The organism is Hoylesella loescheii DSM 19665 = JCM 12249 = ATCC 15930 (assembly GCF_000378085.1).
Taxonomy (GTDB): Bacteria; Bacteroidota; Bacteroidia; order Bacteroidales; family Bacteroidaceae; genus Prevotella; species Prevotella loescheii.
In genome coordinates, this window is record NZ_KB899211.1 from 252652 (window position 1) to 278835 (window position 26184).

Here is a 26184-nt window from a genome sequence, read left to right on the forward strand (position 1 = left end):
CAAACAAGAAGCATATAGAATATGAACATCATAAAATCAACCGGCAAGACCGTGGCTGCATTGGCATTAGCCTTTAGCATAACGGCATGTGGAAACGACTGGCTCGATAGGGAACCAGGAACGGGTCTTCCCGAAGAGCGCGCCTTGACCAACAGCGAGAGCCTGAACAACGCCCGCATCGGATTGTATAACGCCTTGAAGGGTCGTAACAGCAATTACGTGGACTATTATGGGGCTACATTCTTCGTTTATGCAGAGATGCGAGGCGAAGATATGCAGTACAACTCGAAATACGGAAGCACTAGGGCACCTTTCTGGTATCGTCAAGAGGGTAACAAACCCGAAGAGTTCAACTATGGTAATTCTGTTTGGCGTAGTGCATTTATCGTTATCGCACGTGCCAACCGCATTGTGGAGGCAGCCACTAATGGGGCGCTAACCGACCGCGGAACGAAAGCCGACTCGCTTATTAACCTCTGTCGCGACGAGGCGAAGGTGCTTCGTGCCATGGCCATGTTCGACCTTACCCGCATCTACGGCAAGCCCTACACCCAAGATCAAGGGGCTTCGTGGGGAGCACCAGCCAACACCAGCGTGTTAGATCCTAACGCCAAGGTGAAGCGAAACACGGTGGCCGAATGTTATACGCAGATATTGAAAGACCTCGATGAGGCCATTCAGGGCAATTTGGTGAAAACTCCCAATACGGGATATGTGAACCTTTGGACGGCGAAAACCTTGCGCTCGAGGGTTTATCTCACCATGGGCAACTGGGCAAAAGCCCTTGCCGATGCCGAAGACGTTATACAAAACTCGCCTTACTCGCTATGGACGCCTACGCAATATGCCACAGCGTGGAGCAAGAACGATGCTCACCATGGCAATGAAATGATTTTCGAGATAGCCATAACTAGTAGCGAATGGACTGACCGAGAGGGTATTGGCTACCTCTATACCGAGGATACCGACGCTAAGGACGTGCCCAAAGGCTATGGTGACATGGTTGCAACCAAGGCATTTGTAGACTCGTTGAACACCGATGGCAACGATGTGCGTCGCGACGTATGGAAAGCAGCCACTTCGAGTAAGGAGAAAAAGGCCAATGTCTTCAATGGGGCTAGGGTATATCTGAACAAGTTGCCCGCCATAAACGGCGATACCCGTTTGAGCAATGTGCCAGTGATGCGCCTGTCGGAACTTTATCTTAACGCTGCCGAAGCGGCTTTCCAAGCGGGCGATAAGGCAAAGGCTGCACAGTATCTTAATGCCATCGTAACCAACCGAACCACCACAGCGAGCCGCCAAGTTACGGCTGCCAACGTTTCTTTGGCACGTATCTATATGGAACGAAGAAAAGAATTGGTGGGCGAGGGACATCGTTATTTCGATGCTTTGAGGCGTGGCGAAACCATCACGCGTTATACATCGGAAGCCAATCGTGGATGGCACGAGGCATTAAATAAAGATGTACAGAGTTACAACACTTGGACTTTTAATAAGCAATTGCCACTAATACCGATTGATGAGGTGAACGGCAACTCGGAGATACAGCAAAATCCGCTGTATTAACAAATTCAAGCAGTAGAGCATAAGCTTAACCTTAGGCAAAGTATTAACCCAAAAGCGCGCTGGAGTGGAGATGTTCCATTTCAGCGCGCTTCGTTTTTTTCGGTTATTTGTTTCCCTTAAACAGATGTGTTCTTTCCTCTAAGCAGGTGTGTTATCTCCTCTTAGATGGGGCAGGGGATGAGACCTTTTATGATAAACACTTCTCCAACTCGTCGAGGCTGTTTACCACCATGATGCGTTTGCGATAGTTTCCGCGTATCATGCCTTGGCTTTCAAGCTTGTTGAGAAGTGCCACCAGCTCGTCCCAAAAGCCTTCCATGTTGTAGATGATGATGTGTTGTTGGTGGTAGCCAATAGAGTTTGCTGCCGTGAGGGTGAACACCTCGTCGAGCGTTCCCACGCCACCAGGCAGGGCGATGGCCACGTCGCAAAGCGTGTTTAGCATCTCTTTTCGGTCGGTTAGGTTCTCGGTATGGTACACCTTATCCATATACGTCGATTCCATTCCACCCTCTTCCACAAACTTAGGCACAACGCCTTCAACGCGCCCGCCCGCCTCGTGTGCCGCCTTGGCTATGCATTCCATCAATCCTTGGTTAGTTCCACCGAAAAGCACAACGTGCCCTTTCTCTGCGCACCATCGTCCCAAGGCTTCCGTAGCCTTGAAAAAACGAGGGTCGATGTCGGCATTTGCCGAACAAAATACTGCTATCTTCATCTGTGAATTTATGAGTTTATAAGCTTGTAAGTTCGTTAACTTTTGAGCCTATATGTGCTTGAACTTATGAGTTATTAGGCAAAGGTAATGATTTTTTCTGAGTCGGGGCAGGTTCAAAAAGCATGTTTTGCATTCCATATAATAAGTGAACGAGAAGCGATAACAAGGCTTTAATAGTCAACTAAATGAGCTTACGTTGTGTTATCTCTTGTCTGTACTGTTGTTCCATGTTATCTGGACTCTTGTTCCAGTTGATATGGAACAGGATTCCAGATGATAAGGAACACGGTTCCAACTTAGCTGGACCAAGACGGGAAAACAATAGATGGTGTTTTGTTCCTTAACTGGCGGTATCCAATTGGTTTGAATAATGTCGCCGTGTAAGTTCATTTGAGATGTGTATAGGTTTGTGCGCGATGGCGTAAAACTTATCTGAAGTGGTGTCAGCGTCATTTCAGCCATTTGCCTTTCGTAAACAATATACTAGTCCTGTGTAAGAAGTCATACGTTTTGTGCAAGTTTAGGGTGTAAGTAATGAATATATTATTCCATCGGGCCAACCGCTGCGCAGTAGATGACCAATGGCTAACGAGCTTTCAATGTGAATGTGGCGTCGTCTTTATTTCTGAAATTTCAACTAAATTTTCTAAACTCAATTCTGTTCATTATAAAAACAATCATGACCTTACTTCTTTCTCTTATCACAGTTATATTGTTCACACCCTATTGTGTAAAGGGTGTCTATCATTACAGCGGTTCAGCACTTGCTAATTTGTTTATGGAAAAAGCAAGCTTATTAATTATCAAAAACTTATCCTTGGTTCATTGAAATATAATGTCTACTTTTGCAATATGTTAAACTTATAAACATAATTATCATGAAAGGATATATAGATTATCTCATCTCATTAGACGCAGAGATCCAAAGAGAAATCGAAAGAGACGTGTTTGGCATTAAAGTTCCTTATTTGGCAATAAGGTATAAGAAATGGATGGTTACTATCGACGAGAAAACCGAGAATGTAGCCAATGCCTATATTAGCTATATCAAATCAGCAGATAAACAATTGTTCTCATCTGAAGAAGATTTCTTTGAATTTCTACCTCAAGAAGTTGAGGCAGGCGACATTAAGGGTGTATCCGCTTTGTTTGATAAATATCTTAATGTTGTTAATGAATGGTTTGAATTGGCCAAAGATGAAGATTATGGCTTTTCTCCTAAGCTAGTGAGCGACTGGAGAAGTGCCTTCAGAAACTATCGTCGCTTTATAGAAGAGTGGGTTTTACCTAAATTCAGCGGTAAGAAAAGCGACATACCAGTTATGCAAGGAGCAAATGTCTATAAACAATTGTTTGCAGGAGAAGAGTTTCTACATTGGCTAACGACAACTGATGAGAAAGGAAAAACAAGTGCTCAGAGCTACATCTCTCGACTAAAAAGATTGAATCGCACGCTGTCTCAGGCTATTTCCGCTAAATCACAAACGCTTCAAGGCGGCCTATTTAGCTTAATACCCATTTTCCTAAAAGCCAAAAAGGAAGGGAAAGTGCTTGGTTTCTTTACATTACTAGACAATATGCTGAAACATGCTATTGACAACAACGATTGTCAGTGGATGCCAATTTCTTCTCTAAGAGATGCGCTTAGTGCCTTGCGTAAGTATGGACAATTCATCAATGAAGAGTTTATTAACGGCGACTCAACCGATGAGGAGGATCCAGAAGAAGAAACGACTGATATTAGCCAGTTAGGATTTAGTGGTGTAACAAAGACTTATGATTACCAAACGCTCGAGAATAATTTCCGTTTCAGACTTATTACTCAAAACCGTATGAGTGAAGGTAAGGATGTGTTTTACCCAATAAGCATCATCAACCGCTTATTTAGATTAAGCAGCAAAGCTATAGCAAAACACGTTGAGCGTAAGGATGATTACAAATGGTTTAATAGGTGGATAGATGATTGCATTGCAGAAACACATGTAATAACCGACAAAGGTGACTTTATTTTGGCTGAGCTGAGCGAGAATAATACAATTATCATCAATCCTACAACAAAGGAAGTAACGGTTAAGCTACTGGATGGAACAACTGCCAGAATGCTAACCCAAACAGAAGAAGCTACTGCGCCTGCTCGTTTTATGGAAATAAGCCAGCTATGCAAAATCCATATCGACCATACACCACTGATATGTAATCTGCTTTCAGAAAACATATCGAATCTACCTGCTATGGTAAGACTGACAGAAATAATACGCGAGGTTGCCAAAGAAAACAATTTATCCATTGTTAGAGACAACTTTTCAACCATTGCAAGCAAGGTGATGAAGAGCGAAAAGCATATTGTTGAAATGCTGGAAATGATTCCTACACTAAAGAATGAGTTAGAATTTATTCGCTCAAAATCAAAACTATGCCTGATGAACGCAAAATATAATTTAAGAAAGAAGAAATAATAATCACCGCGTTAAACATAAGACGTAAAAAGAGCTTACAATTAATGTAGAACCCTTTAAACATCTTTATCGCCTATGAATAAATTTGATGTAATAAGTAGTATTCTCGAATCTGAGACGTTTAACAAAAAAGGTATAGAGTTAGATTTAAGTAGCAGCACTATAAGTGACTATGAAAAAACCTGTTTGAAAGACAAGGTTGAACAGATGCATTGTAGTGCTGGCTACAGAAGGAACATACAAGTACTAATACCATTAGTAAAAGCAGCCTTTATCGACCTGCCTTTGGCTAGTAAGATATACCTTTCTACAATAAATGGAAATAGCTTGGCAGAAATAATTAAGAAGATTGATTCCGACTCAAAAAAATGGGAAAGCAAAATCATCATTAACTTTATTATCAATGATGAAGCCATCTTGAAAGTTATTGACGAGCTATACAATAGAATAGATAGCCTTTCTAGCATTGAGCAAATTAGATGGGGTGCAGCAGTGGAAAATGATGTTACTAATAAGTATTGCTTGGAAATAATAAGCTATAGCTGATTAATAATTTTGATGGCTTTGTATCTCATCAACCAACTAATAGCACAAAACGCGAGAACGTTCTATGGCTTCGCCATAGAACGTTCTCACATGCTTACGCACAAGCGAAACATCTGCACCTGCACTTAGGCAAGTGTAGATGTTCGTTGCACTGGTTTCGTTATCCCTCGCGTTTAGTCGGCCAACTTAGCCGAAATAAACTCGCGGTTGAGGCGTGCGATGTTCGCGATAGACTCGTTTTTGGGGCATTCAGCCTCGCAAGCGCGGGTGTTGGTGCAGTTTCCAAAGCCTAATTCTTCCATCGTCATCACCATAGCCTTGGCGCGTTTTGCTGCTTCGGGTTTGCCTTGGGGCAACAAAGCCAGCTGGCTAACCTTAGAGCTGACGAAGAGCATAGCCGATCCGTTCTTGCAGGCAGCAACACAAGCGCCACAACCGATACATGTTGCGCAGTCCATTGCTTCGTCCGCGTCTTCCTTGGGAATAAGGATGGCGTTGGCATCTTGGGGTTGACCCGTGCGAATGGTGGTGTAACCGCCTGCTTGGATAATCTTATCGAAGGCGCCACGGTCTACCATACAGTCCTTAATAACAGGGAAAGCGGCCGAACGCCATGGTTCAACGGTGATCACGTCGCCATCTTTGAAGCGGCGCATGTACAGCTGACAGGTGGTTGCACCTGCTGCTGGGCCATGGGGATGACCGTTAATGTAGAGCGAACACATACCGCAGATGCCTTCGCGACAGTCGTGGTCGAACACGAAAGGTTCTTGGCGTGCTTCGATGAGCTGTTCGTTAAGGATGTCGAGCATCTCTAGGAACGAAGTGTCGCCAGGTATATCTTTCATTTCGAACGTATCAAAATGCCCCTTGGCTTTGGGTCCATTCTGACGCCACACTTTGAGTGTGAAACTTATATTTTTGTCCATGTGATTTACTTTTGTTTAAGTTGGCGAGTTAACCCGTCAACTTCTCAACTCGTTAACTTAATTTACTGCTTATAGTTACGTGTTTGAACCTTTATCGCTTCGTATTCCAGAGGCTCCTTAATGAGTTCGGGCTCGGTGGTATCGTTGCCTTGATACTTCCAGCAACCTACGTAGAAGAAGTTCTCGTCATCGCGTTTGGCTTCGCCTTCTTCCGTCTGGTATTCCTCGCGGAAGTGTCCGCCGCAGCTCTCGTTACGCGAAAGAGCGTCGTAAGCTTCAAGCTCGCCCATGATGATAAAGTCGCGCAAGTGAATAGCCTTGTCAAGTTCAACGTTCAATCCTTCTTTCGAACCAGGGATGAAGAGGTTGGTGTCGAACTCCTTACGCAGTTCTTTCAACTTCTTGATACCCTCGCGCAGACCCTCGGCCGTACGACCCATGCCCACGTGTTCCCATAGGATGTGACCCAATTCCTTGTGTATCGAGTCTACCGAGCGCTGACCTTGAATGGCCATCAACCTGTCTATCTCGTCTTGCACACCCTTCTCTGCCTCCGCAAACTCGGGTAGGTCGGTAGAAAGACGTGGCCAAATAGCTTGGTCGGCCAAGTAGTTCTGGATGGTGTAAGGCAAAACAAAGTAACCATCGGCAAGACCTTGCATCAGTGCAGACGCACCCAAGCGGTTTGCTCCGTGGTCGGAGAAGTTGCATTCGCCGATAGCAAAGAGGCCTTGGATAGAGGTCATCAACTCGTAGTCTACCCAAATGCCACCCATGGTGTAGTGTATGGCGGGGTAAATCATCATTGGGTTGTAATACTTCACACCGTTAATCTCGTTGGCCAACTCGCCTGGATTAACGTCGGTAATCTCTTCGTACATGTCGAAGAGGTTGCCATAACGCTGCTGAATGGCTTCGAAACCAAGGCGTTCGATGCTCTCAGAGAAGTCGAGGAACACCGCAAGACCCGTGTTGTTAACACCAAATCCCTTGTCGCAACGTTCCTTAGCGGCACGCGAAGCCACGTCGCGGGGCACCAAGTTACCGAAGGCGGGATAGCGACGCTCCAAATAATAGTCGCGATCTTCTTCGGGAATGTCTGAGCCGCGTTTCTGTCCAGCCTGCAATGCCTTAGCGTCTTCAATCTTTTTGGGCACCCAGATGCGGCCGTCGTTACGTAGCGACTCCGACATCAACGTGAGTTTAGACTGCTTGTCACCGTGAACGGGAATACAAGTAGGGTGAATTTGCACGTAGGCAGGATTGGCGAAGTATGCGCCCTTGCGGTAGCACTGTATGGCGGCAGTGCAATTGCAGCCCATTGCGTTAGTAGAAAGGAAGTAGGCGTTGCCATATCCACCCGTGGCAATTACCACTGCGTTGGCCGAGAAGCGTTCTAGCTTACCGGTAACAAGGTTCTTGGCGATGATGCCACGTGCGCGATCGTCTACGATAACCACGTCTTCCATCTCGTAACGCGTGTAAAGCTTCACCTTTCCAGCCTGTACTTGGCAGCTCAGAGCCGAATATGCACCCAGCAAGAGTTGTTGGCCAGTTTGTCCTTTGGCGTAGAACGTACGGCTAACCTGAGCTCCACCAAACGAACGGTTAGCTAACATACCGCCATATTCACGTGCGAAGGGTACGCCTTGCGCTACACACTGGTCGATAATGCTGTTACTAACCTCGGCCAAGCGGTAAACGTTGGCCTCGCGAGCACGATAGTCGCCGCCTTTAACGGTGTCGTAGAAGAGGCGATACACCGAGTCGCCGTCGTTTTGATAGTTCTTGGCGGCGTTTATACCACCTTGAGCGGCGATGGAGTGTGCCCTACGGGGTGAGTCTTGTATGCAGAAGTTCAGTACATTGAAGCCCATTTCGCCCAGCGAAGCGGCTGCACTGGCTCCGGCAAGACCAGTTCCCACCACGATAACATCGAGTTTGAGTTTGTTCTTGGGGTTAACCAGTCGCTGATGAGCCTTATAGTTGGTCCATTTTTCAGCTACGGGTCCTTCGGGAATTCTCGAATCTATTTTAATAGCCATAATCTTTATCTTTTTATTCGTATTATGATTTAAGCGCAGCAAGCGCACAAGCTAGGCGCGCAACCGAAAGCGAAGGCCAACACTACGATGAGGAAGCCCAGCATGAGCAATGTGGTGTAAGCCAAGCCGATGACTTTCCAACGGTTGAACCACACCTTGCCGCTAACGCCGAGACTCTGCATGGCACTCCAAAAACCGTGTGAAAGGTGGAACCAAATGGCCACAAGCCACACAATGTAGAGAACTACATAAACGGGATTAGAGAATGTTTCCTTGATGTAAGCAAACCCGTCGGCGGGATGGAACTGCATATGCACTCCCATAATTTCAGCGAACATCATGTTGTACCAGAAGTTGTAGAGGTGCAACACCAAGCCTAGGGCGATGATAATACCCAGAACAAGCATGTTTTGCGATGCCCACTCCACCTTCTCGTGCCTGCTGGTAACGGCGTAACGCTCGTTTCCGCGTGCCCTGCGGTTTTGTGCCGTGAGGATGAAGGCATACACGATGTGCGCCACAGTTAAGGCTCCGAGGCCCATTGTGGCAACTACGGCATACCAGTTGGCACCCAAAAACTCGCAGATCATGTTGTATGCCTCGCCCGAGAACAGCGCAACGATGTTCATAGACATGTGAAATGTCAAGAACAGAACGAGCGCCACGCCGGTTACAGACATGACAACCTTTCTACCGATAGAAGAATTGATTAACCACATAAATGATTGAATTTAATTATTTAATTATGTTTGTATTATTTTCCTGTTATCTATCGCGTTTGTTCTAGCCGAGCCTGGGCAGTCCTCTTATGCCAAAGGGTCGTCTTCTTGTGTTGCGCTTAGTGGCTATTTGGCATTGCCTAGCACCCTCTTTATTCGTCTTAAAACAATGGCACGTTGTATCTTCCCCAAGAGCCAACGTGGGTTTCGCGTGGGCTTAATTTTCTAGTTCCACCGAAGGAACTTCTTCAAACCTCTGCAATAAACCAACTTATTTTGGATTGGCAATACCTTGATTTAGGTATGCACTATGTGTAACACGATGCAAAAATACTATATTTTGATGAGTATTCAAAGTATTTTTGACGCTTTATTACACCATTTCGCACTATCAATACTTACACCATATACCGCACGAACATTGACAAATGGCAAGCAAAACCCAACAACGACGGCAGGAAGTCAGCCTTATTGTCCGAAAAGCTTTCTCCTTGATGCCGTAAAAAGCCTTTTACTAGCCGTATGTAAACGCCACATCGTGAAACGCTATGCAACGAATAACTTTTAGAAAAGCGAATTGTTGCCTAAAAGTCGCTTTTAGAATAGTTGTTTTTCGCATATCATTCGCTTTTGCAAAAGCAACTTTGCATATTCCCAACACACGCTAAACGCGAACAAAGTATCACCTTATGAAAAAGCTGCCAACAGCCTACAAGCGTGCGTCATTGAACCGAAAACCATCATCTCGACTTCTTAACTTGCCAACACATCAACTTAAACTCATCTACTTTGTTACATTTTCTCCCCCGACCGCTTTGTTGTCTCATGAATAATCAATATATTTGCAGCCATATATTATAAAGGAAACCCTCTTGTGCGTGCAGCATAACGAAGTGGTGCGAACGCCCTCTGCCTCGCCATTCACTATCCGAACAGTCACATTTAATATAAAGACATTCCATTTATTGATGATGAAAACTACCCTCACTATCGTGGCCCTTGCCTTAGCTACATCGGTATCGGCCCAAGAAAACCCTTTGTGGATGCGCCATTGTGCCATTTCGCCAGATGGTTCCACTGTGGCTTTCACCTATAAAGGTGACATTTATTCAGTGCCTACAACGGGTGGAACGGCACGCCAACTTACAACTAATGCCGCCCACGACACACATCCCGTATGGAGTCCCGACAGCAAACAGCTGGCATTTTGCTCCAATAGGGAGGGCAGCATGGATATTTACGTGATGCAACGCGAAGGTGGCACGCCCCGAAGAATTACCACCAACAGCGGCAACGAAACGCCCATCGCCTTCAAAGACAACAATACCGTGCTCTACACCACCAGCATCATGCCCACGGCACAAAGCATTATCTTTGCCAACAGAATGCTTCCGCAGGTGTATGAGGTGGGTACGAATGGTAGCCGACCCCACCTTTTCTCGGCCCTTCCCATGATGGATATCAGCATTAGGCCCAACGGCGACCTGCTGTATCACGACCAAAAGGGCTACGAAGACCCCTGGCGTAAGCACCATCGCTCACCCATTACGCGCGATATTTGGCTTCGCCGTGCTGGCAAATACACCAAGCTTACCAATTTTAACGGTGAAGATCGCACACCCGTTTGGGCTGCTCAGGGCGACACCTTTTATTATCTGAGCGAAGAAGACGGAACCTTTAACGTGTATATGCGCAATATCGACGGTACTGGAAAACAGCAGCTAACCCGCCATACCACCAATCCCGTGCGCTTTCTCACGGCTGCTACCGACGGCACACTGTGCTATGGCTACGATGGCGAGATATATACGCTGAAGCAGGGCTCACAACCGCAGAAGCTGAAAGTGAGCATCGTGACAGACAAAATAGACAAAGACCTTGACCGCCAGACGCTGTTCACGGGTGCAACCGAGATCTCGCTCTCGCCCGACGGCAAAGAACTGGCTTTCGTTCTGCACGGCGACGTGTATGTAACGTCTATCGACTATCGCACCACCAAACAGATAACCGACACGCCCGAACAAGAACGCGAGATACAATTTGCACCCGACGGGCGCAGCATCGTTTATGCATCAGAACGCGGCGGACTGTGGCAAATCTATCGCACAAAGCTGAAACTAGACAAGGAAAAGAGCTTCGCATACGCCACTCAGCTTGAAGAAGAACAGCTGGTAAAGAGCGACCGCACCTCGCAACAGCCGCGTTTCAGTCCCGACGGCAAGAGCATCGCCTTCTTCGAAGACCGTTCTACGCTACGTGTGCTCGACATTAAGAGCAAGGCCGTTCGTACCGTGATGGACGGAAAGTATGTTTACTCGTATGCCGATGGCGATATTGGCTTCGCATGGAGTCCCGATAGTCGTTGGTTGCTTTCGTCGTATATCGGCGTTGGAGGCTGGAATAGTCCCGATATTGCTTTGGTAAAGGCCGATGGAAAGGGCGAAATTCACAACCTTACGCAAAGCGGATACAGCGACGCAGGTGGACGTTGGGTGCTTGGCGGTAAGGCCATGCTCTTCGTTAGCGACCGTGCTGGCTATCGCAGTCATGGCTCGTGGGGTGCCGAACGTGATGTTTACATCATGTTCTTCGACCTCGACGCTTACGAAAAGTTTAGGCGAGACAAGGAAGAACGCGAACTGGCCAAGAACGAGAACCAAGAAAAACAAGACAACAAGAAAGATAAGGAAGAAGACAAGCTAAAGCTTGGCTCTTCTAAAAAGGATAAAAAAGATGAGGTGAAAGCCTTAGAGTTCGACCTCGAGAACTGTCGCGACCGCGTTATTCGCCTTACCGACCACTCTTCGCACCTAGGCGACTATGTGCTAAGTAATGGTGGCGATACGCTGTATTACCAAGCCGCATTCGAAGACGGATACGACCTTTGGAAACGCGAGATAACCGAAAACAAGACGTCTATCGTGATGAAGAACGTGGGTGGAGGTGAATTCGTACCCGATAAGAACTTCCGCAACCTGTTCCTCTGCACCTACAATGCCATCAAGAAGATAGACTTGGGCAGCAACACAAGCAAGAACATCGAGTTCGAGGCACGTTTCAACCTCAAGCCTTATGCCGAAAGGCAATACATGTTCAACCATGTTTGGCAACAAGTGAAGGATAAGTTCTACGTGCCAACCCTGCACGGAGTGGACTGGGCCAACTATCGCAAGGTGTACGAAAAGTTCCTTCCCCACATCAACAACAACTTCGACTTCAGCGAAATGCTAAGCGAAATGTTGGGCGAACTGAACGCCTCGCACACTGGCGCACGCTATTGGGGCACTGCTCCGAAACTACAAACGGCAGAATTGGGCCTCTTCTTCGATCCCGAATATAAGGGCGACGGCCTCCGTGTGCAAGAAGTGATCAAGCGCGGACCATTTGCCGTGCGCAACACAAAGGTTACGCCGGGCTGCATCATCGAGAAGATTGATGGCGATAGCCTTCTACAGGGCAAAGACTATTTCCACTTGCTCGATGGTAAAGTGGGTAAACCCGTGCGCGTATCGGTGTTCAACCCCAAGGGAAAGAAACGTTTCGACGTGGTGATACGTCCCATTTCGGCCGGCGAACAGCAAGAGTTGCTATACAAACGCTGGGTAGACCGCAATCGCCACCTTGTAGATAGCCTCTCGGGAGGTCGTTTGGCATACGTACACGTTAAGGCAATGAACAGCCAAAGCTTCCGTCAAGTGTACCTCGACTTGCTTAGCGACACCAACCGACGCAGAGATGCCGTCATCGTAGACGAGCGCCACAATGGTGGAGGATGGCTACACGACGACCTTTGCACCTTGCTTAGCGGTAAGGAATATCAACAATTTGTGCCCAACGGACGCTATGTGGGCAGCGACCCCTTTAACAAATGGACCAAGCCCTCGTGTGTAATGGTGTGCGAAGACGATTACAGCAACGGCCACGGCTTCCCTTGGGTATATAAAGAGTTGGGTATTGGTAAGCTTATTGGTACCCCCGTGGCTGGCACTATGACTGCCGTTTGGTGGGAAAACCTGCTCGATCCCTCCATCGTATTTGGCATTCCGCAAGTGGGATGTCGTGATATGCGTGGCAATTACGGCGAAAACACCCAGCTCGATCCCGATATTGAAGTGTATAACACACCCGAAGATTATCTCAACGGATACGACCGACAATTGGTTAGAGCCGTAGAAGAGATGATGAAGGTGGTGAAGAAGTAAGCGCTGCTTTAGGAGTAAAGAAGTAAAGGAGTAAGGAGTAAGTAGTGGGGGAATAAGTAGTTAAGAGTAAAAGGAGGTAAGCCAAATGGCTTTGAACAGCGAGGCAAACGCCTTAATTAGCTGCTTATTCTTCAACTGCTCAACTTCTCACCTGTTGTTACTTATCCCTTACTCCTTACTCCCTACCATTTACTTCTTCACTCTCTCACACTACTTACTCCTTACTCCTTTACTTCTTAACTCCTCGAAAGAAATGAACAACCTTAGACGCGAACTTGAGCTACTGCTGTTATTAACCGAAAACCGCGACTATACCGTGCAATTACTGGCCGATAGGTTAGACATAACCCGTCGGCAATTGTATTACGACCTTGAAAATCTACGCGCATGCGGGTTCAAACTCGTTAAGACAAACACGCGTTATCGGCTCGATCGCCACTCGTCTTTCTTCAAACGCCTGCACGAGAACATCGCCCTCACCGAAGAAGAAGCCATGTTTGTTTATCGGCTGCTCGACCGATTGCCCCACACCGACTATCTTTCGAAGAACATACAGTCGAAGTTGGAGCGTTTTTTCAACCTCGAATTGCTCACCGATGTAGGACAACGCCGACAGGCAGAGAGTAATGCTGCCGTGCTGCGCGAGGCTATCGAGTTGCGTCGCGTGGTAATACTCAAAAACTATTCGTCGCCCCATAGTCACACCGTTAGCGACCGAATGGTGGAGCCTTTCCTGTTTCTCAATGCCGAAATGGATATCCGTTGCTTCGAAATAAACAGTCATACCAACAAGACTTTCAAGACATCGCGTGCCGCATCGGTAGAGATGACCGACGTGGAATGGCTCAACGAAAAGAGCCACAAAGCCATTTTCACCGACATTTTTATGTTTAGCGGTGAAGATCGTTTGCCCGTTAAGCTGAAATTGGGTCGCCTTTCGCACAGCATTCTCTTAGAAGAGTACCCCATGGCAGAGGCCTACATCACCCCAGCCGACGATCCCGACCATTGGATTTTCTCTTCCGACGTGGCTAGCTACCTAGGCATTGGCCGCTTCGTGCTTGGCCTTTACCACGACATCGAGGTGCTGGGCAATCCCGATTTCGTAGCCTATATATATAATAAGGTGAAGGGCATGGTAGAGAAAGTCGGTCAGTAAGCGTCGCACAACCTCCCGCACACATCCTGTTTTCTTCTCCTTCGCGCCGTGTCCGTCATGTTGCAGTCGTGCGCATAGTAGCCATTCGTGAACCGTTTACATGATATAGATAAATTACAAACAGATGCGCCAGCGTGTCCATAGCAGCTCTTTGGAAGCTGTTTACATGGGGCTGCATCTCCATTAGCCTATCGTTGCCATGCCCATCCTTTTCTTTTAATGGGCATTTGTGGGCCCCATGTATCCCATTTCATCGCCAAACGAAAGGGCCTGAATTAGCCTTTGTACAGAGCCTTTTATTCTCCCGCCTTGTTCCATCTTAGTTGGAACAGTATTCCATGTCATCCGGAACCTTGTTCCAACTCATCTGGAACAAGGTTCCAACTAAGATGGAACAGCAGTACCAATGAACTGTAACGCGTCGATAGGTATTAAAGCAGTGCTTTATCCCTTAACTTTCGGTTCCCAAGAACTCATCTTCAATATGCCATCATTTCGTTTGGGCGGATGATAAAGATTAGAAAGTGTATGCATGTTTGGGATAAGATGGTGTATAACCTAAGCGCGATTAGATACGCGAGTTTGAGATAAGACACAACTGCCACCCTGTAATTAGCACAATGTGCCTCATTTGTAGGCAGATTGTTATAAGCTGTTTGATAATTTCGAATTGGCGTAATAAAGCTGCCCTAACCGCAAAAGAGAACGTTAAATAAGGGTGGGCAACTGGGAGAAACGGGCATAAAAAAGTCCGGCGACATCGCTGCCACCGGACCTGCGGAAAACTAATTCTACCAAATAAAAACTAAATATCAATCAAACTAAACATTACAAGTGTTCTATTTATAGTTGGCAAACCAACGAGTTAGCGAGTAAACCAGAGCTGTTTTCTGTTGGTAAGCTAACCACTTGGCGAGATGTCAAGTTGGTATGCTTGTTTACACATTAACCGTTGGTTCAACTAAAACGTTCTGTGTTATGGCCACACAGTTAGTCAATCTGTATCGAACGGAACAGTTTTTGTTCCTCTTTCTGCACCTTGGGCAAGTCTACCGTTAGCACGCCGTCGTTAACACGGGCGGCAATAGCTTCGCGGTTCACGTCTTCGGGCAAGAGCAACGTCTGCTCGTATTTCGAGTAACTGAACTCGCGACGCAAGTAGTGCGTCTTTTCGTTCTCTTCGGCCGACTCGCGCTTTTGCTCCATCTTGATGGATAGATTGCCGTCTTCGTTCACGTTCACGCTGAAATCATCCTTCTTCAAGCCAGGAGCGGCAAGTTCAACGGTATATTGTTTGTCGTTCTCCAATACGTTGATGGCGGGAGCCGTAGCGTTAGTGCGTGGCATAAGGTTGCTGTTCAAAAAGTCGTCGAATACTTCGGGCAACCACGAATTTCTTCTCATTACTGGTAACATAATCATATCTCCTATATTTATAAAGTTGTTTCTGTTTGTTGTTTTATTGTTTTGCCTCGGCTTTCACCTTGGCGTTCACTTATCAATACACAACTTCCGTACCAGTGAAAAATGAGCGACAAAATGGCATGAATATATGACAAAATGACAAAAAGAGACATTAAGAAGTCTTTCTAAGGGGTTAAATGGTTATTAGGTAAACAATTTAAGCCGCCTGCTTTTCAGCTTCTTTTCTTCGCTCAACTTGGCTTGCCGCTCGCGAACCCTAAAGCCGCTCGCGCCATGCTATCATCTGGAGGAGGGTAGAAGGTTTTCCTTTCTACTTCTTTAACATTTTCTTGCGAACCTCTAAGTTTGTCAACTAAATTCTCTACACACGCACCTGAAATCAAAAATAATGTGTATCTTTGTCCACGATAACTAAAATACGGCTTTACATACAGCCACTGCCGGGAGGCAATAATGGGCCCATCACACGCCAAGAAACCACGCCCAAACAATCAATAAGCAGCATAATGCATACATCTTAATATATATACGAGAAATGTTAATTAGCACAACTCCCACTATCGAAGGACGTCCCATACAAGCGTATAAGGGCGTAGTGACTGGCGAAACCATCATCGGTGCCAACTTATTTAAAGACTTCATGGCCGGAATACGCGATATTATCGGCGGAAGAAGTGGCTCTTACGAGAAAGTTTTGCGTGAAGCCAAAGACACCTCGCTGGCCGAAATGCAACAACGAGCCGAACAAATGGGCGCCAACGCCATTGTTGGTGTAGACATAGACTACGAAACCATTGGCCAAAACGGCTCCATGCTGATGGTAGCCGTTAGTGGAACGGCCGTGGTTATCTAGATTGTGAGTTTATGAGATTTTAAGTTTATAAGTTTATGAGTTGGTAAGGTCGTGCGTTTTTGAGTTCATGTTTTTTTGAATTCATAACTTTAAGAGTTGCCAGTGTTTGAAATTAGCGAGAGAAGGAGTTCGCTAGTTTACTTTTCAACTCACGAATTTATAAACTAAAAAACCTACCACCGCATAAACTTATAAACAAAAAACTTACCCCCTCATAAACTTATAAGCTAAAAACTCACAACCTCATAGACCAAAATATTATAACTAAAAACAAAATAAACCAAGAATGAATTGTTTACTGCTAAACAACCGAACGAAGGTGCTCGGTTGTTGTCGACACGCTTCACGCCTAACCCTGGCATGGGGTTTGGCCAGCCTTTGCTTGCTAACCACGGCAAATGCAATGGCCGAAAACAATCCTTTGTCACGCAACAATGGCAAACCTGAAACTAGTTTACAAAGCAACAACGCCACCGTAACAGGTACGGTGAACGATGCTAACGGCGAACCACTGGTGGGAGCAACCATCACAGCCAAGGGTTCGAGCGAAAAAGCCGTGACCGACATTGATGGGCGCTTCTTGATTAACGTACCTGTGGGAACATCGCTTACGGTGTCGTTCATCGGAATGAAAGACAAGGAGGTGGTGGCTCAGCGAAACATGACCATTACACTAGACGACAATGTGAAGATGCTCGACGACCTCGTTGTGGTGGGTTACGGTGTGATGAAGAAGAAAGACCTTACGGGAAGTATCGCCTCGGTTGGCGCTACAGACATCGCCAACGCGCATGCCACCAACCTTTCTACGGCTTTGCAGGGAGCGGCAGCGGGTCTTACCGTTACGCGCGACAACGGAACGCCCGATGGTAAACCGTCTTTGCTGGTGCGCGGTGTTACCACCATCAGCGATACAAGTCCGCTAGTAATCATCGATGGCGTGCCTGGCGACATCGCCAACGTAAATCCCGACGACGTGGAGACGCTCTCTGTGCTCAAAGATGCAGCTTCGGCGGCCATCTATGGTTCGCGCGCAGCAGCCGGCGTTATACTTATCACCACCAAAAGGGCAAGAAACAACGAGATAAGCATGAACTATTCGTTCGAGCAAGCTTTCACCAAGCCAACCGTTTTGCCTAAATATGTGGGATGGAAGCGTTTTATGCAGATGGTAAACGAAACCCATTACAACGACAATCCTAGCGGAGGAGAATACCAAACATACGCAAAGGACTTGATAGACAATTACGAACGCAACAACGCTACTGATCCCGACAAGTATCCTATCACGCAATGGGAAGACTATCTGTTTAAAAACACGGCGTCGCAGCAAACCCATTCGCTGAGCCTTATGGGTGGAGGCAAGAACGTTCGCACCAAATTGTCGCTTCGTTACGATAAGAACACGGGCCTATATGCCAACCGCAACTTCGAAAGATACATTGCCCGACTGAACAACGACTTGGATATCAACCCCTATTTGGAAGCGCACATAGACGCTAACTTTGCTTATGGCAAGGTGACAACGCCTCATAACAACCCCTTTGAAAGTGGGGCGCGCAACATTCCACCCATTTATGCAGCTTATTGGCGTAACGGTAACTATGGCGACGTTAAGGACGGCGAGAACATTTTGGCCAAAATTAACGAGGGCGGAACGATAAAGACTTCCGATTATAGCATTGCCGCCAAGGGCGAATTGGTGGTGAAACCGCTGAAAGGACTACGCATATCGCTGGTGGCAGCACCCAACTTCACCTTCCATAACGTGAAAGACTTTAATAAGGAGGTGACTTACACGCGTGCCGACGATCCAAATACGCCGGCAGGACATGTGGGCGGGTTCCGCACCACCTCGCTAACTGAGACGCGAAACACCCACTACGACATCACCACACAGGCTTTGGCCAACTACACACACGACTTCGGATTGCACAGCCTCACAGCAATGGCAGGTTTCGAATACTATTATATGCGCGACGAAAACCTGTGGGCAAGTGGCGATAAGTTCCAACTCTCCAGCTTCCCTTATCTTGATCTCTCGCCGAGAGATGGCAGAAACAACGGCGGAAATGCCCTCGAATACTCTTATCGTTCGGCTTTCGCACGCGTAAACTATGCTTACGCCAATCGTTATCTGCTCGAAGCCAACATACGTTACGATGGTTCGTCACGTTTCCACAAAGATTATCGTTGGGCAACATTCCCTTCGGTATCGGCTGGTTGGGTTATTTCGGAAGAGAATTTCTTTAAAGACAACGTACGTTGGATGGACCATCTGAAGCTGCGCGCTTCTTACGGTCAGCTGGGTAACGAACGTATCGGCAGCTATTACCCCTATCAATCGTCCATTAGGTTTGGTTCGGCCTTGCTGCTTAACGGCACAACGCCCGTAACCGTACCCTCTGCGGCACAAGTGAAGTATGCCGTTAAGGACATCACTTGGGAAACAACCGAAACGTGGGACGTGGGTTTTGATGCCCGTTTGCTTGATGCCCGCCTCGGTATAACCTTCGATTACTACCGCAAGAAAACTCGCGACATGCTCTTGCCTGTGCAAATCCCCATCTTCTTGGGTTACGAAAACCCCGACGTTAACGCTGGCGACATGCACACTAACGGCTTCGACCTGGAGCTAAGATGGCGACATAGCATAGGAAAGGTGGACTATTGGGCCGCACTTAACCTCTCTGACTATACCTCGACTATGGGTAACATGCGCGGAACCGAGTTTACCGGCGTGAAAATAAACCGCGAAGGCAGTGAGTTTATGAACTGGTACGGATACGTTTGCGATGGAATTTACCAGACGCAAGAGGAGGTTGACAACTCGCCGAAGCTTAACAACAACGTAACGGTTGGTGATTTGAAGTATCGCGACATATCGGGTCCCGATGGAAAGCCCGACGGAAAGATCTCGGCAGAGTACGACCGCGTACCGCTTAAAGGTTCGTTGCCCCACTTTATCTATGGCCTTAACCTCGGCGCAGCCTATAATGGTTTCGACTTTAACGTAAGTTTCCAAGGCGTGGGCAAACAATGGAGCCGCAAAACGCCTGTGATGGTAGAAGGATTGGTGAACAACTGGACCAACTTCCCCGAACTAATCGACGGCCGTTATTGGAGCAAATACAACACACCAGAGCAAAACGCCGCGGCCGAATATCCTCGATTGACCGACACGAGCCGTGCAAACAACTACACCATGAGCGATTTTTGGCTGTTCAATGGTTGGTATCTGCGTTGCAAGAACATCACGCTGGGCTACACCCTGCCCAAGAACATCACCCAGAAGGCACTGCTTAAGCAAGTGCGCGTGTATCTCTCGGCCAACGACCTCTTTGCTATCAGCAACTATCCAAAGGGCTGGGACCCCGAAGTAACCGACAACGGTTACCCCATCATGCGTTCGCTGATGTTCGGACTTAACGTAAACTTCTAAACAATCGACAGAAAAATGAAACGCAATTTCATCAGAAACATATTCGCGGCAGCACTTATCTTCGCAGCCACCGCTTGCCACGACCTCGATCTTAACCCGCTTTCGTCGGCCGCTTCGGGTAACTGGTATCGCGACCTACAGCAGATTGAGATGGCACTTAACACCTTAGACTCGGCCAAATTCTGGCGAGCCGATGGCGATAACCAAACCGATTGGAGTGACGATGCTGTGTATCGTAACGCGCTTACCGAGATGGAGAACGCCACGCTGACCAGTAGTTATCACCTGGTTCAAACCTATTGGCGACTGAACTATCAGATGATTTCCTACGCCAACACCATCCTTAACCGCTACGAAACGGCTTTGCACAATGGTGCCAACAAGGAAAAGCTGATGCAATATGTGGGCGAGGCACACTTTTATAGGGCTGTTGCCTACGGCCGCTTGCTGTGTAAGTATGGCGATGTGCCGTATGTAACCAACGAAATAAGCATTGACGAAGCCTTGAATAAAACCCGCGACAGTAAGGAAATGGTGCTAAAGCATGCCTACGAAGACTTCGATAAGGCCATCGAATTACTGCCTAACTCGTATTCGGGTCTGCAACGCATCACCAAAGGGGCAGCTCTAGCCCTCAAGGCACGTACTGCACTCTACCTGTCCGACTATAAAACGGCGGCCGAAGCAGCTAAGGCGGTGATGGATCTTGGTGTGTATCAACTGCACCCAAGCTATTCCGACCTCTTCTTGCAGAAGACTCGCACCTCCACGGAGTTCATTTTTACGCTCTCCCGTTCGCTCTCGCTCGATTATAACGTGCTTAAAGGCAACGGCGTTTACCACAGGCTGCCCCGTAATGCAGGAGGTTGGGCTGGTCGCGAACCCTCTTGGCAACTGCTGGCGGCATATACCTGCACCGACGGATTGCCCATAGACAAGTCGCCGTTGTTCAATCCGCGTAAGCCATTCCTCAATCGCGACCCGCGTTGTACGGCCACCATCGTGCCCTTCGACTCTGTTTTCCTGGGCTATGTATATAGTCCTTCGCCTGCCGATTCATTGGTATTGAACGTCGGTACGGGTAAAATGGTGCGCAATCAAGATACGCGCATTGTTGCAACCCATGCTCCTTACAACGGCTTGGTTTGGAAAAAAGGTATCGACGAGAGCTGGATTGCCAACAAATACATCGTTGAAAGTCCACAAATCATTGTGCGCTATGCCGACGTGTTGTTGATGTACGCCGAAGCAAAGATTGAGTTGGGCGAGATAGACCAAAGCGTTGTAGATGCCATGAATGCCGTTAGGGCTCGCGCCTACGGCGTGTCGGCTGCCGAAACAACCAAATATCCCGCCTTTACCATTAAGGGACAAGACGAGATGCGCCTTGACTTGCGCACGGAAAGACGCATGGAATTGGCGGGCGAAGACCTGCGATTTGCCGACCTTGTGCGTTGGAGATTGGCCGAAGTGGCACTCAACCGCAAACAATATGGCATACTCGACCCCGCCAAAGAGTGTCTGGAAAAACTGGTACATGCCAACAAATGGTTCTGGCCCACAACGCCTAAGATAGACCAATATGGACTGCCCGACTTCGCAGAGATGGAAGCCACGGGCTTGATACGCGTGCTTTCGGAACGCAAGTGGGATAACCGACAATACCTTTGGCCGCTTCCCGAGAAGGAAGTGAAGATTGGAAAGGTTACCCAAAACCCTGGATATTAAGCCTAGTTTTAAGTTATTGAGTTTTGAGTAGGTAAGTTATGGAGTTTATGGGTTGGTAAGTTCTTTGGGTTATTGGGTTTATGAGCTTTCGAATGCTTGTGTTCGCATACCGAGTGTATTCATCTCATACAGCCCACAGACCAAAAGTCTACGTCCTGAGATTCAAAGGATGTTAGATGTTTGAAGCGCTTACCAATTCATAAACTTACCAACTCAAAGCTCAATAACTTACCAACTCACAAGCTGATAAGCTCCCCAACTCACAAACTCAATAACTTCCCAACTTATAAACTCCTCAACTCCCCAGCTCGATAACTTATCCACTCATAAACTCAACATACATGAGAGCAACACGATTTCTTGCCCTTGCGCTGCTTGTTGCAGCGTGGTTGGCCAAGCCCCTTGCCGCCGCTAACATTTGGATTGAGGCCGAAAGCTTCGAACAAAAAGGCGGATGGCAGGTAGACCAACAAATGATTGAGGGGATGGGGTCGCCTTATCTCATCGCCCACGGACTGGGAACGCCCGTAAAAGACGCCCTCACGAACGTGAGAATTGATACTGCGGCAACCTACAACGTGTATGTTCGAACCTACAATTGGACTGCGCCATGGCACGCTGCAACGGGTCCTGGCGGGTTCAAAGTGGCCATTAATGGCAAACGCTTGCCTGTAACCGTAGGCCAAACGGGCGACCGATGGCAATGGCAAAAGGCCGGAACGGTGAACCTTAAACGAGGTATGGCCACACTGGCGCTATGCGATCTCACTGGCTTCGATGGTCGGTGCGACGCCATTTGCCTCAGCTCATCACCCGTTGCACCACCTGAGGGGCACGAAGACCTAAGAAGGTACCGCGACAAGATGTTGAAAACAGGCCAACGTATGCGTTCGGCAGGCGTGTTCGACCTCGTTGTTGTGGGTGGCGGAGTCGCAGGGATGAGTGCCGCCGTGGCTGCTGCAAGGCTTGGTTTGAAGGTGGCATTGGTGCAAGATCGCCCTGTTTTGGGCGGCAATAACAGTTCGGAGGTGCGCGTGCATCTTGGCGGACGCATCAACACTGGCAAGTATCCGCGGTTGGGCGACCTGCAAAAAGAGTTCGGTCCCACGCTGGAAGGAAACGCCATGCCTGCCGAAAATTATGCCGACGACCGCAAGTTGAAGTTCGTGAAGGCCGAACCCAACGTCTCGCTTTTCCTCAATCACCATGTCTGTGGTGTCCAAATGCAGGGTCAACACATACCCATGACTAAGCTTTTGCCCGCATTACAGCCCTCGACAATACCGCCCAAGTCTGGTCAAAATGCCTCTTCCATCTCCGATTTTGCCCCAAATGTAACCGAAACTAGCGCAAAATGCGAGGGAGAAATGCAGCCGTTGGCAGCTAACGAAGCCAACAAGCCCGAAGCAAATAGGCTGATTAACCGCGACAACACCATTGCAGCCGTGATCGCGAAGAATGTACTTACGGGCGAAGAACTGCGCTTCGAGGCGCCGCTCTTTGCCGATTGCACGGGTGATGCCACACTTGGTGTGCTGGCAGGGGCGATGTATACCATCGGTCGAGAATCGAAATCGGACTTTGGAGAAGACCTTGCACCGCAGCAAGCAGACGATATGACGATGGGCGTTTCAATGCAATGGTACGCCAAGAAAAAAGATAAGGCCACGACATTCCCCCTCTTCGAATACGGCATTAGCTTTAACGAGCAAACCGCCGAGAAGCGTTTGAAGGGCGAATGGACATGGGAAACGGGACTGAACAGTCGCATCGTGGATAATTTGGAACGTGTGCGCGACTATGGTATGCTGGTGGTTTACTCCAATTGGAGCTTCCTCAAGAACCGTAGTAAAGACCGTCGACGCTACGAACGACAACAACTGGATTGGCTGGCATACGTGGCTGGCAAGCGCGAATCGCGTCGATTGCTGGGCGATTACGTGTTGAGCGAACAAGACATCGTGAAGAATATGCCCCACGAAGATGCTACCTTCACCACCACTTGGAGCATAGACCTGCACTATCCCGATACGATTAACGCTCGAAACTTCGCTACTGGTCCTTTCAAAGCCATCTCGCGACAGCGCGTAATCTATCCTTACGCCGTGCCATACCGCTGTCTTTACTCGCGCAATGTAAGCAACCTCTTCATGGCTGGACGAAATATCAGCGTTACACATGTGGCTCTTGGTTCGGTGCGCGTTATGCGAACAACGGGCATGATGGGCGAAGTGGTGGGTATGGCAGCTTCTGTTTGCCATGTCAACAGGGCTTACCCGCGTCAGGTTTACACCCATTTCTTGCCCCAACTGCAAGCCCTCATGGAGCGCGGAGTGGGTAATGCCAACCTGCCCAACAACCAAAACTACAACGAAGGATGGGTGCTTGAACAACCGCCACGGATCGAAAGCAAACACGTAGACCAAGAACAGGATGAATAAAGCCTCACCCCCCAGCCCCTCTCCAAGAGGCGAGGGGAGTGATGTGTCTTGTGAATTTGATGCCAAACAACCAGCTGAAAAAGTGGAAGGGTGAAAGAATGGAAAGGTGAAAAGATGGCCAAGGCTGGCCAACTTGTAAACTCGTGAACTTGGAAAAAGGTGAAACGTCTGTTTTCCTTTCTTCACGTGTTTCCCCTTTAAAAGCCTGTTCTTCTGTCAAAGAGCTCAATATAAATTATATAATGCAATGAAAAAACTAGTTATTGCCCTGCTGCTGGCCGCCTTTGCCTGCACGGCCACAGCACAAAAGACTGCGCAAAGCGCAACAAAGCGGGCCGTTCAGTTCACCGTTCTGCAATGGAATATCTGGCAGGAAGGCACGCTCATACCAGGCGGTTTTGAAGCCATCGTGAACGAATTGGCACATTTGCAGCCCGATTTCGTTACGCTTAGCGAGGTGCGCAACTACAATGATGTGGACTTTACGCACATGCTGTGTCAGGCATTGAAAGAGAAAGGTCTCACCTATTATTCGTTCCGCAGCAAGGATTCGGGACTGCTTAGCAAGCATCCCATCATCGATTGGACACCCGTTTTCCCCGAAAACCGCGACCATGGAAGCATCTATAAGCTCGTGTCGAAGGTTCAAGGCGTTGAAGTGGCCGTATATACGGGTCACCTAGACTATCTTGACTGTGCCTATTATAACGTGCGTGGCTACGACGGCAACACCTTTAAGGAGACCAAGAAGCCCGAAACCATCGAAGAGGTGTTGCGCCTTAACGACCTGTCTTGGCGCGATAACGCCGTGCAGATATTCCTTAACGAGGCTCGCCACGATATTGCAGCAGGACGCTGCGTGGTGTTTGGTGGCGACTTCAACGAACCCTCGCACCTCGATTGGATACATGCCACGGCCAATCTTTACGACCACAACGGCATGGCCATTCCTTGGACGGTGTCGACTATGCTGCACAGAGAGGGCTTTAAGGATAGCTATCGAGAACTATACCCCAACCCCGTAACCCATCCAGGCTTCACCTATCCTTGCTTTAACATAGCGGCCGACATCTCAAAGCTTACTTGGGCGCCCAAGGCAGACGAACGTGAGCGCATAGACCTTATATATTTTAAGGGCAATGGCATGCAAGTAGACCAAGCACAGGTATTCGGTCCCAACGTCTGCGTATGCCGCTCGCAACCCGTTCAAGACAAATGGGACGACCCCATCTTGCTTCCCAAAGGCGGAACATGGCCCACCGACCACCGCGGATTATTGGTTAAGTTTGTGGTGCAATAGGCTCGTCAATGAAGTTTGATGGCTAGCATGAGTACGTGTAAATAATTTTGTATATTGTGCTACTACGTGTTCGTGCTGCACACCATCATCTAATCATATCCCTTCGGCTGCCATCCTGCAACTGTTTTAGCAACAAAGGGCAGGCAGTAGGAAGCCTAGTGTTTATAAAGTGGCATCATTATGTATGATGCCACTTCTTTTTTTATGTTACGCGAGTTCGGGATAAGAGCCACTTGTTATGCCAACTACCGCGTAGCGGTTGGTCCGTTGGTAGGGCAGCGTTGGGAGCAATAGCGACCTACACTGCCTAAGCCGTACGTGGGAAAAGCTAGGCCGAAGGCCTTGGTCTTTTTACATTTGGACTATCTGTTTAGTGAAACCAATGGATAAAACAATGCCCTTTGTCAATAGCATTTACCCCTATATATCCGTATATCGACTAGACCATAGATGCGGTAAACGTAAAAAAGACCAAGACCTACGGCCTTGAAGGATTAAATGCACCGCTTAGGCAGGGTAGCTTACTTCGTTCGCAACCTTGCCCTACCAACGGACCAACCGCTACGCGGTAGTTGGTGAGATAGTCATTCGTTTTTTATCTAATCTTGTTTAAAAAGCATCGTGTCTTATCCCGAACTCGCGTTATGTTGTA

Annotated in this window: 16 protein-coding genes; 11 read left to right on the forward strand and 5 right to left on the reverse strand. The window is 47.9% G+C overall.

The genetic code is table 11. From position 1 onward, the window contains the following. The first annotated feature begins 21 nt into the window (after nt 1–21). Nucleotides 22–1569, forward strand: a complete 1548-nt coding sequence (locus tag F453_RS0103280; protein WP_018966722.1) for a RagB/SusD family nutrient uptake outer membrane protein — start codon at nt 22–24, stop codon at nt 1567–1569. Between the two features lie 187 nt (nt 1570–1756). Here F453_RS0103280 and F453_RS0103285 read toward each other — a convergent pair whose 3' ends face one another. After that, nucleotides 1757–2287 carry an LOG family protein gene (locus F453_RS0103285; RefSeq protein WP_018966723.1) on the reverse strand — a complete coding sequence of 177 codons (531 nt, stop codon included), beginning with the start codon at nt 2285–2287 and terminating at the stop codon, nt 1757–1759. Between the two features lie 878 nt (nt 2288–3165). Between F453_RS0103285 and F453_RS0103290 the strand changes: the two genes are divergently transcribed. Beyond that, nucleotides 3166–4743 carry a hypothetical protein gene (locus F453_RS0103290; RefSeq protein WP_018966724.1) on the forward strand — a complete coding sequence of 526 codons (1578 nt, stop codon included), beginning with the start codon at nt 3166–3168 and terminating at the stop codon, nt 4741–4743. Between the two features lie 75 nt (nt 4744–4818). Then, nucleotides 4819–5289: a hypothetical protein gene (locus tag F453_RS0103295; protein WP_018966725.1), complete on the forward strand. Its 471-nt coding sequence runs from the start codon at nt 4819–4821 to the stop codon at nt 5287–5289. Nucleotides 5290–5462: 173 nt separating this feature from the next. Here the strand turns inward: F453_RS0103295 and F453_RS0103300 are convergent, their stop codons facing one another. The 3 genes from F453_RS0103300 to F453_RS0103310 form a co-directional block, all read right to left on the reverse strand. Continuing rightward, the gene (locus F453_RS0103300; RefSeq protein ID WP_018966726.1) at nt 5463–6218 is read right to left on the reverse strand and encodes a succinate dehydrogenase/fumarate reductase iron-sulfur subunit; all 756 of its coding nucleotides are present in this window, start codon (nt 6216–6218) and stop codon (nt 5463–5465) included. Between the two features lie 62 nt (nt 6219–6280). Then, entirely contained in the window at nt 6281–8263 is a 1983-nt protein-coding gene (locus F453_RS0103305) for a fumarate reductase/succinate dehydrogenase flavoprotein subunit (RefSeq protein WP_018966727.1), read from the reverse strand. 29 nt (nt 8264–8292) lie between these two features. Beyond that, nucleotides 8293–8982: a succinate dehydrogenase cytochrome b subunit gene (locus tag F453_RS0103310; RefSeq protein ID WP_025789929.1), complete on the reverse strand. Its 690-nt coding sequence runs from the start codon at nt 8980–8982 to the stop codon at nt 8293–8295. Nucleotides 8983–9304: 322 nt separating this feature from the next. On the opposite strand from F453_RS0103310, the gene F453_RS15610 reads away from it, so the two are divergent. The 3 genes from F453_RS15610 to F453_RS0103320 all read left to right on the forward strand — a co-directional run bounded on the left by F453_RS15610 (nt 9305) and on the right by F453_RS0103320 (nt 14343). Then, entirely contained in the window at nt 9305–9550 is a 246-nt protein-coding gene (locus tag F453_RS15610) for a hypothetical protein (RefSeq protein ID WP_148295801.1), read from the forward strand. Between the two features lie 400 nt (nt 9551–9950). Further along, complete coding sequence (locus F453_RS0103315) at nt 9951–13184, forward strand: S41 family peptidase (protein WP_018966729.1); 3234 nt, start codon at nt 9951–9953, stop codon at nt 13182–13184. A 253-nt stretch (nt 13185–13437) separates the two neighbouring features. Then, entirely contained in the window at nt 13438–14343 is a 906-nt protein-coding gene (locus tag F453_RS0103320) for a helix-turn-helix transcriptional regulator (protein WP_018966730.1), read from the forward strand. A 990-nt stretch (nt 14344–15333) separates the two neighbouring features. On the opposite strand, the gene F453_RS0103330 is transcribed toward F453_RS0103320, so the two are convergent. Then, nucleotides 15334–15747, reverse strand: a complete 414-nt coding sequence (locus tag F453_RS0103330; RefSeq protein ID WP_018966731.1) for an Hsp20/alpha crystallin family protein — start codon at nt 15745–15747, stop codon at nt 15334–15336. Nucleotides 15748–16303: 556 nt separating this feature from the next. Between F453_RS0103330 and F453_RS0103335 the strand changes: the two genes are divergently transcribed. From F453_RS0103335 to F453_RS0103355, 5 genes are all read left to right on the forward strand, one after another. Beyond that, on the forward strand, nt 16304–16621 hold the full coding sequence (locus F453_RS0103335) for a heavy metal-binding domain-containing protein (protein WP_009237184.1): 318 nt from the start codon (nt 16304–16306) through the stop codon (nt 16619–16621). A gap of 286 nt (nt 16622–16907) precedes the next feature. Continuing rightward, entirely contained in the window at nt 16908–20063 is a 3156-nt protein-coding gene (locus F453_RS0103340) for a SusC/RagA family TonB-linked outer membrane protein (protein WP_018966732.1), read from the forward strand. A gap of 15 nt (nt 20064–20078) precedes the next feature. Then, a complete protein-coding gene (locus F453_RS0103345) occupies nt 20079–21791 on the forward strand; it encodes a RagB/SusD family nutrient uptake outer membrane protein (RefSeq protein WP_018966733.1) in 1713 nt (570 codons plus the stop codon). Between the two features lie 341 nt (nt 21792–22132). Then, nucleotides 22133–24232 carry an FAD-dependent oxidoreductase gene (locus F453_RS0103350; protein ID WP_018966734.1) on the forward strand — a complete coding sequence of 700 codons (2100 nt, stop codon included), beginning with the start codon at nt 22133–22135 and terminating at the stop codon, nt 24230–24232. Nucleotides 24233–24479: 247 nt separating this feature from the next. Then, a complete protein-coding gene (locus tag F453_RS0103355; RefSeq protein ID WP_009237188.1) occupies nt 24480–25532 on the forward strand; it encodes an endonuclease/exonuclease/phosphatase family protein in 1053 nt (350 codons plus the stop codon). Nucleotides 25533–26184: the final 652 nt, after the last annotated feature.

Bases quoted from the DNA above. Each gene is read 5' to 3' on its own strand.
- F453_RS0103285 (WP_018966723.1), bottom strand. From the start codon at position 2,287: ATGAAGATAGCAGTATTTTGTTCGGCAAATGCCGACATCGACCCTCGT.
- F453_RS15610 (WP_148295801.1), top strand. From the start codon at position 9,305: ATGCAAAAATACTATATTTTGATGAGTATTCAAAGTATTTTTGACGCT.
- F453_RS0103355 (WP_009237188.1), top strand. From the start codon at position 24,480: ATGAAAAAACTAGTTATTGCCCTGCTGCTGGCCGCCTTTGCCTGCACG.
- F453_RS0103300 (WP_018966726.1), bottom strand. From the start codon at position 6,218: ATGGACAAAAATATAAGTTTCACACTCAAAGTGTGGCGTCAGAATGGA.
- F453_RS0103345 (WP_018966733.1), top strand. From the start codon at position 20,079: ATGAAACGCAATTTCATCAGAAACATATTCGCGGCAGCACTTATCTTC.
- F453_RS0103335 (WP_009237184.1), top strand. From the start codon at position 16,304: ATGTTAATTAGCACAACTCCCACTATCGAAGGACGTCCCATACAAGCG.
- F453_RS0103340 (WP_018966732.1), top strand. From the start codon at position 16,908: ATGAATTGTTTACTGCTAAACAACCGAACGAAGGTGCTCGGTTGTTGT.
- F453_RS0103330 (WP_018966731.1), bottom strand. From the start codon at position 15,747: ATGAGAAGAAATTCGTGGTTGCCCGAAGTATTCGACGACTTTTTGAAC.
- F453_RS0103315 (WP_018966729.1), top strand. From the start codon at position 9,951: ATGATGAAAACTACCCTCACTATCGTGGCCCTTGCCTTAGCTACATCG.
- F453_RS0103305 (WP_018966727.1), bottom strand. From the start codon at position 8,263: ATGGCTATTAAAATAGATTCGAGAATTCCCGAAGGACCCGTAGCTGAA.
- F453_RS0103320 (WP_018966730.1), top strand. From the start codon at position 13,438: ATGAACAACCTTAGACGCGAACTTGAGCTACTGCTGTTATTAACCGAA.
- F453_RS0103280 (WP_018966722.1), top strand. From the start codon at position 22: ATGAACATCATAAAATCAACCGGCAAGACCGTGGCTGCATTGGCATTA.
- F453_RS0103350 (WP_018966734.1), top strand. From the start codon at position 22,133: ATGAGAGCAACACGATTTCTTGCCCTTGCGCTGCTTGTTGCAGCGTGG.
- F453_RS0103295 (WP_018966725.1), top strand. From the start codon at position 4,819: ATGAATAAATTTGATGTAATAAGTAGTATTCTCGAATCTGAGACGTTT.
- F453_RS0103310 (WP_025789929.1), bottom strand. From the start codon at position 8,982: ATGTGGTTAATCAATTCTTCTATCGGTAGAAAGGTTGTCATGTCTGTA.
- F453_RS0103290 (WP_018966724.1), top strand. From the start codon at position 3,166: ATGAAAGGATATATAGATTATCTCATCTCATTAGACGCAGAGATCCAA.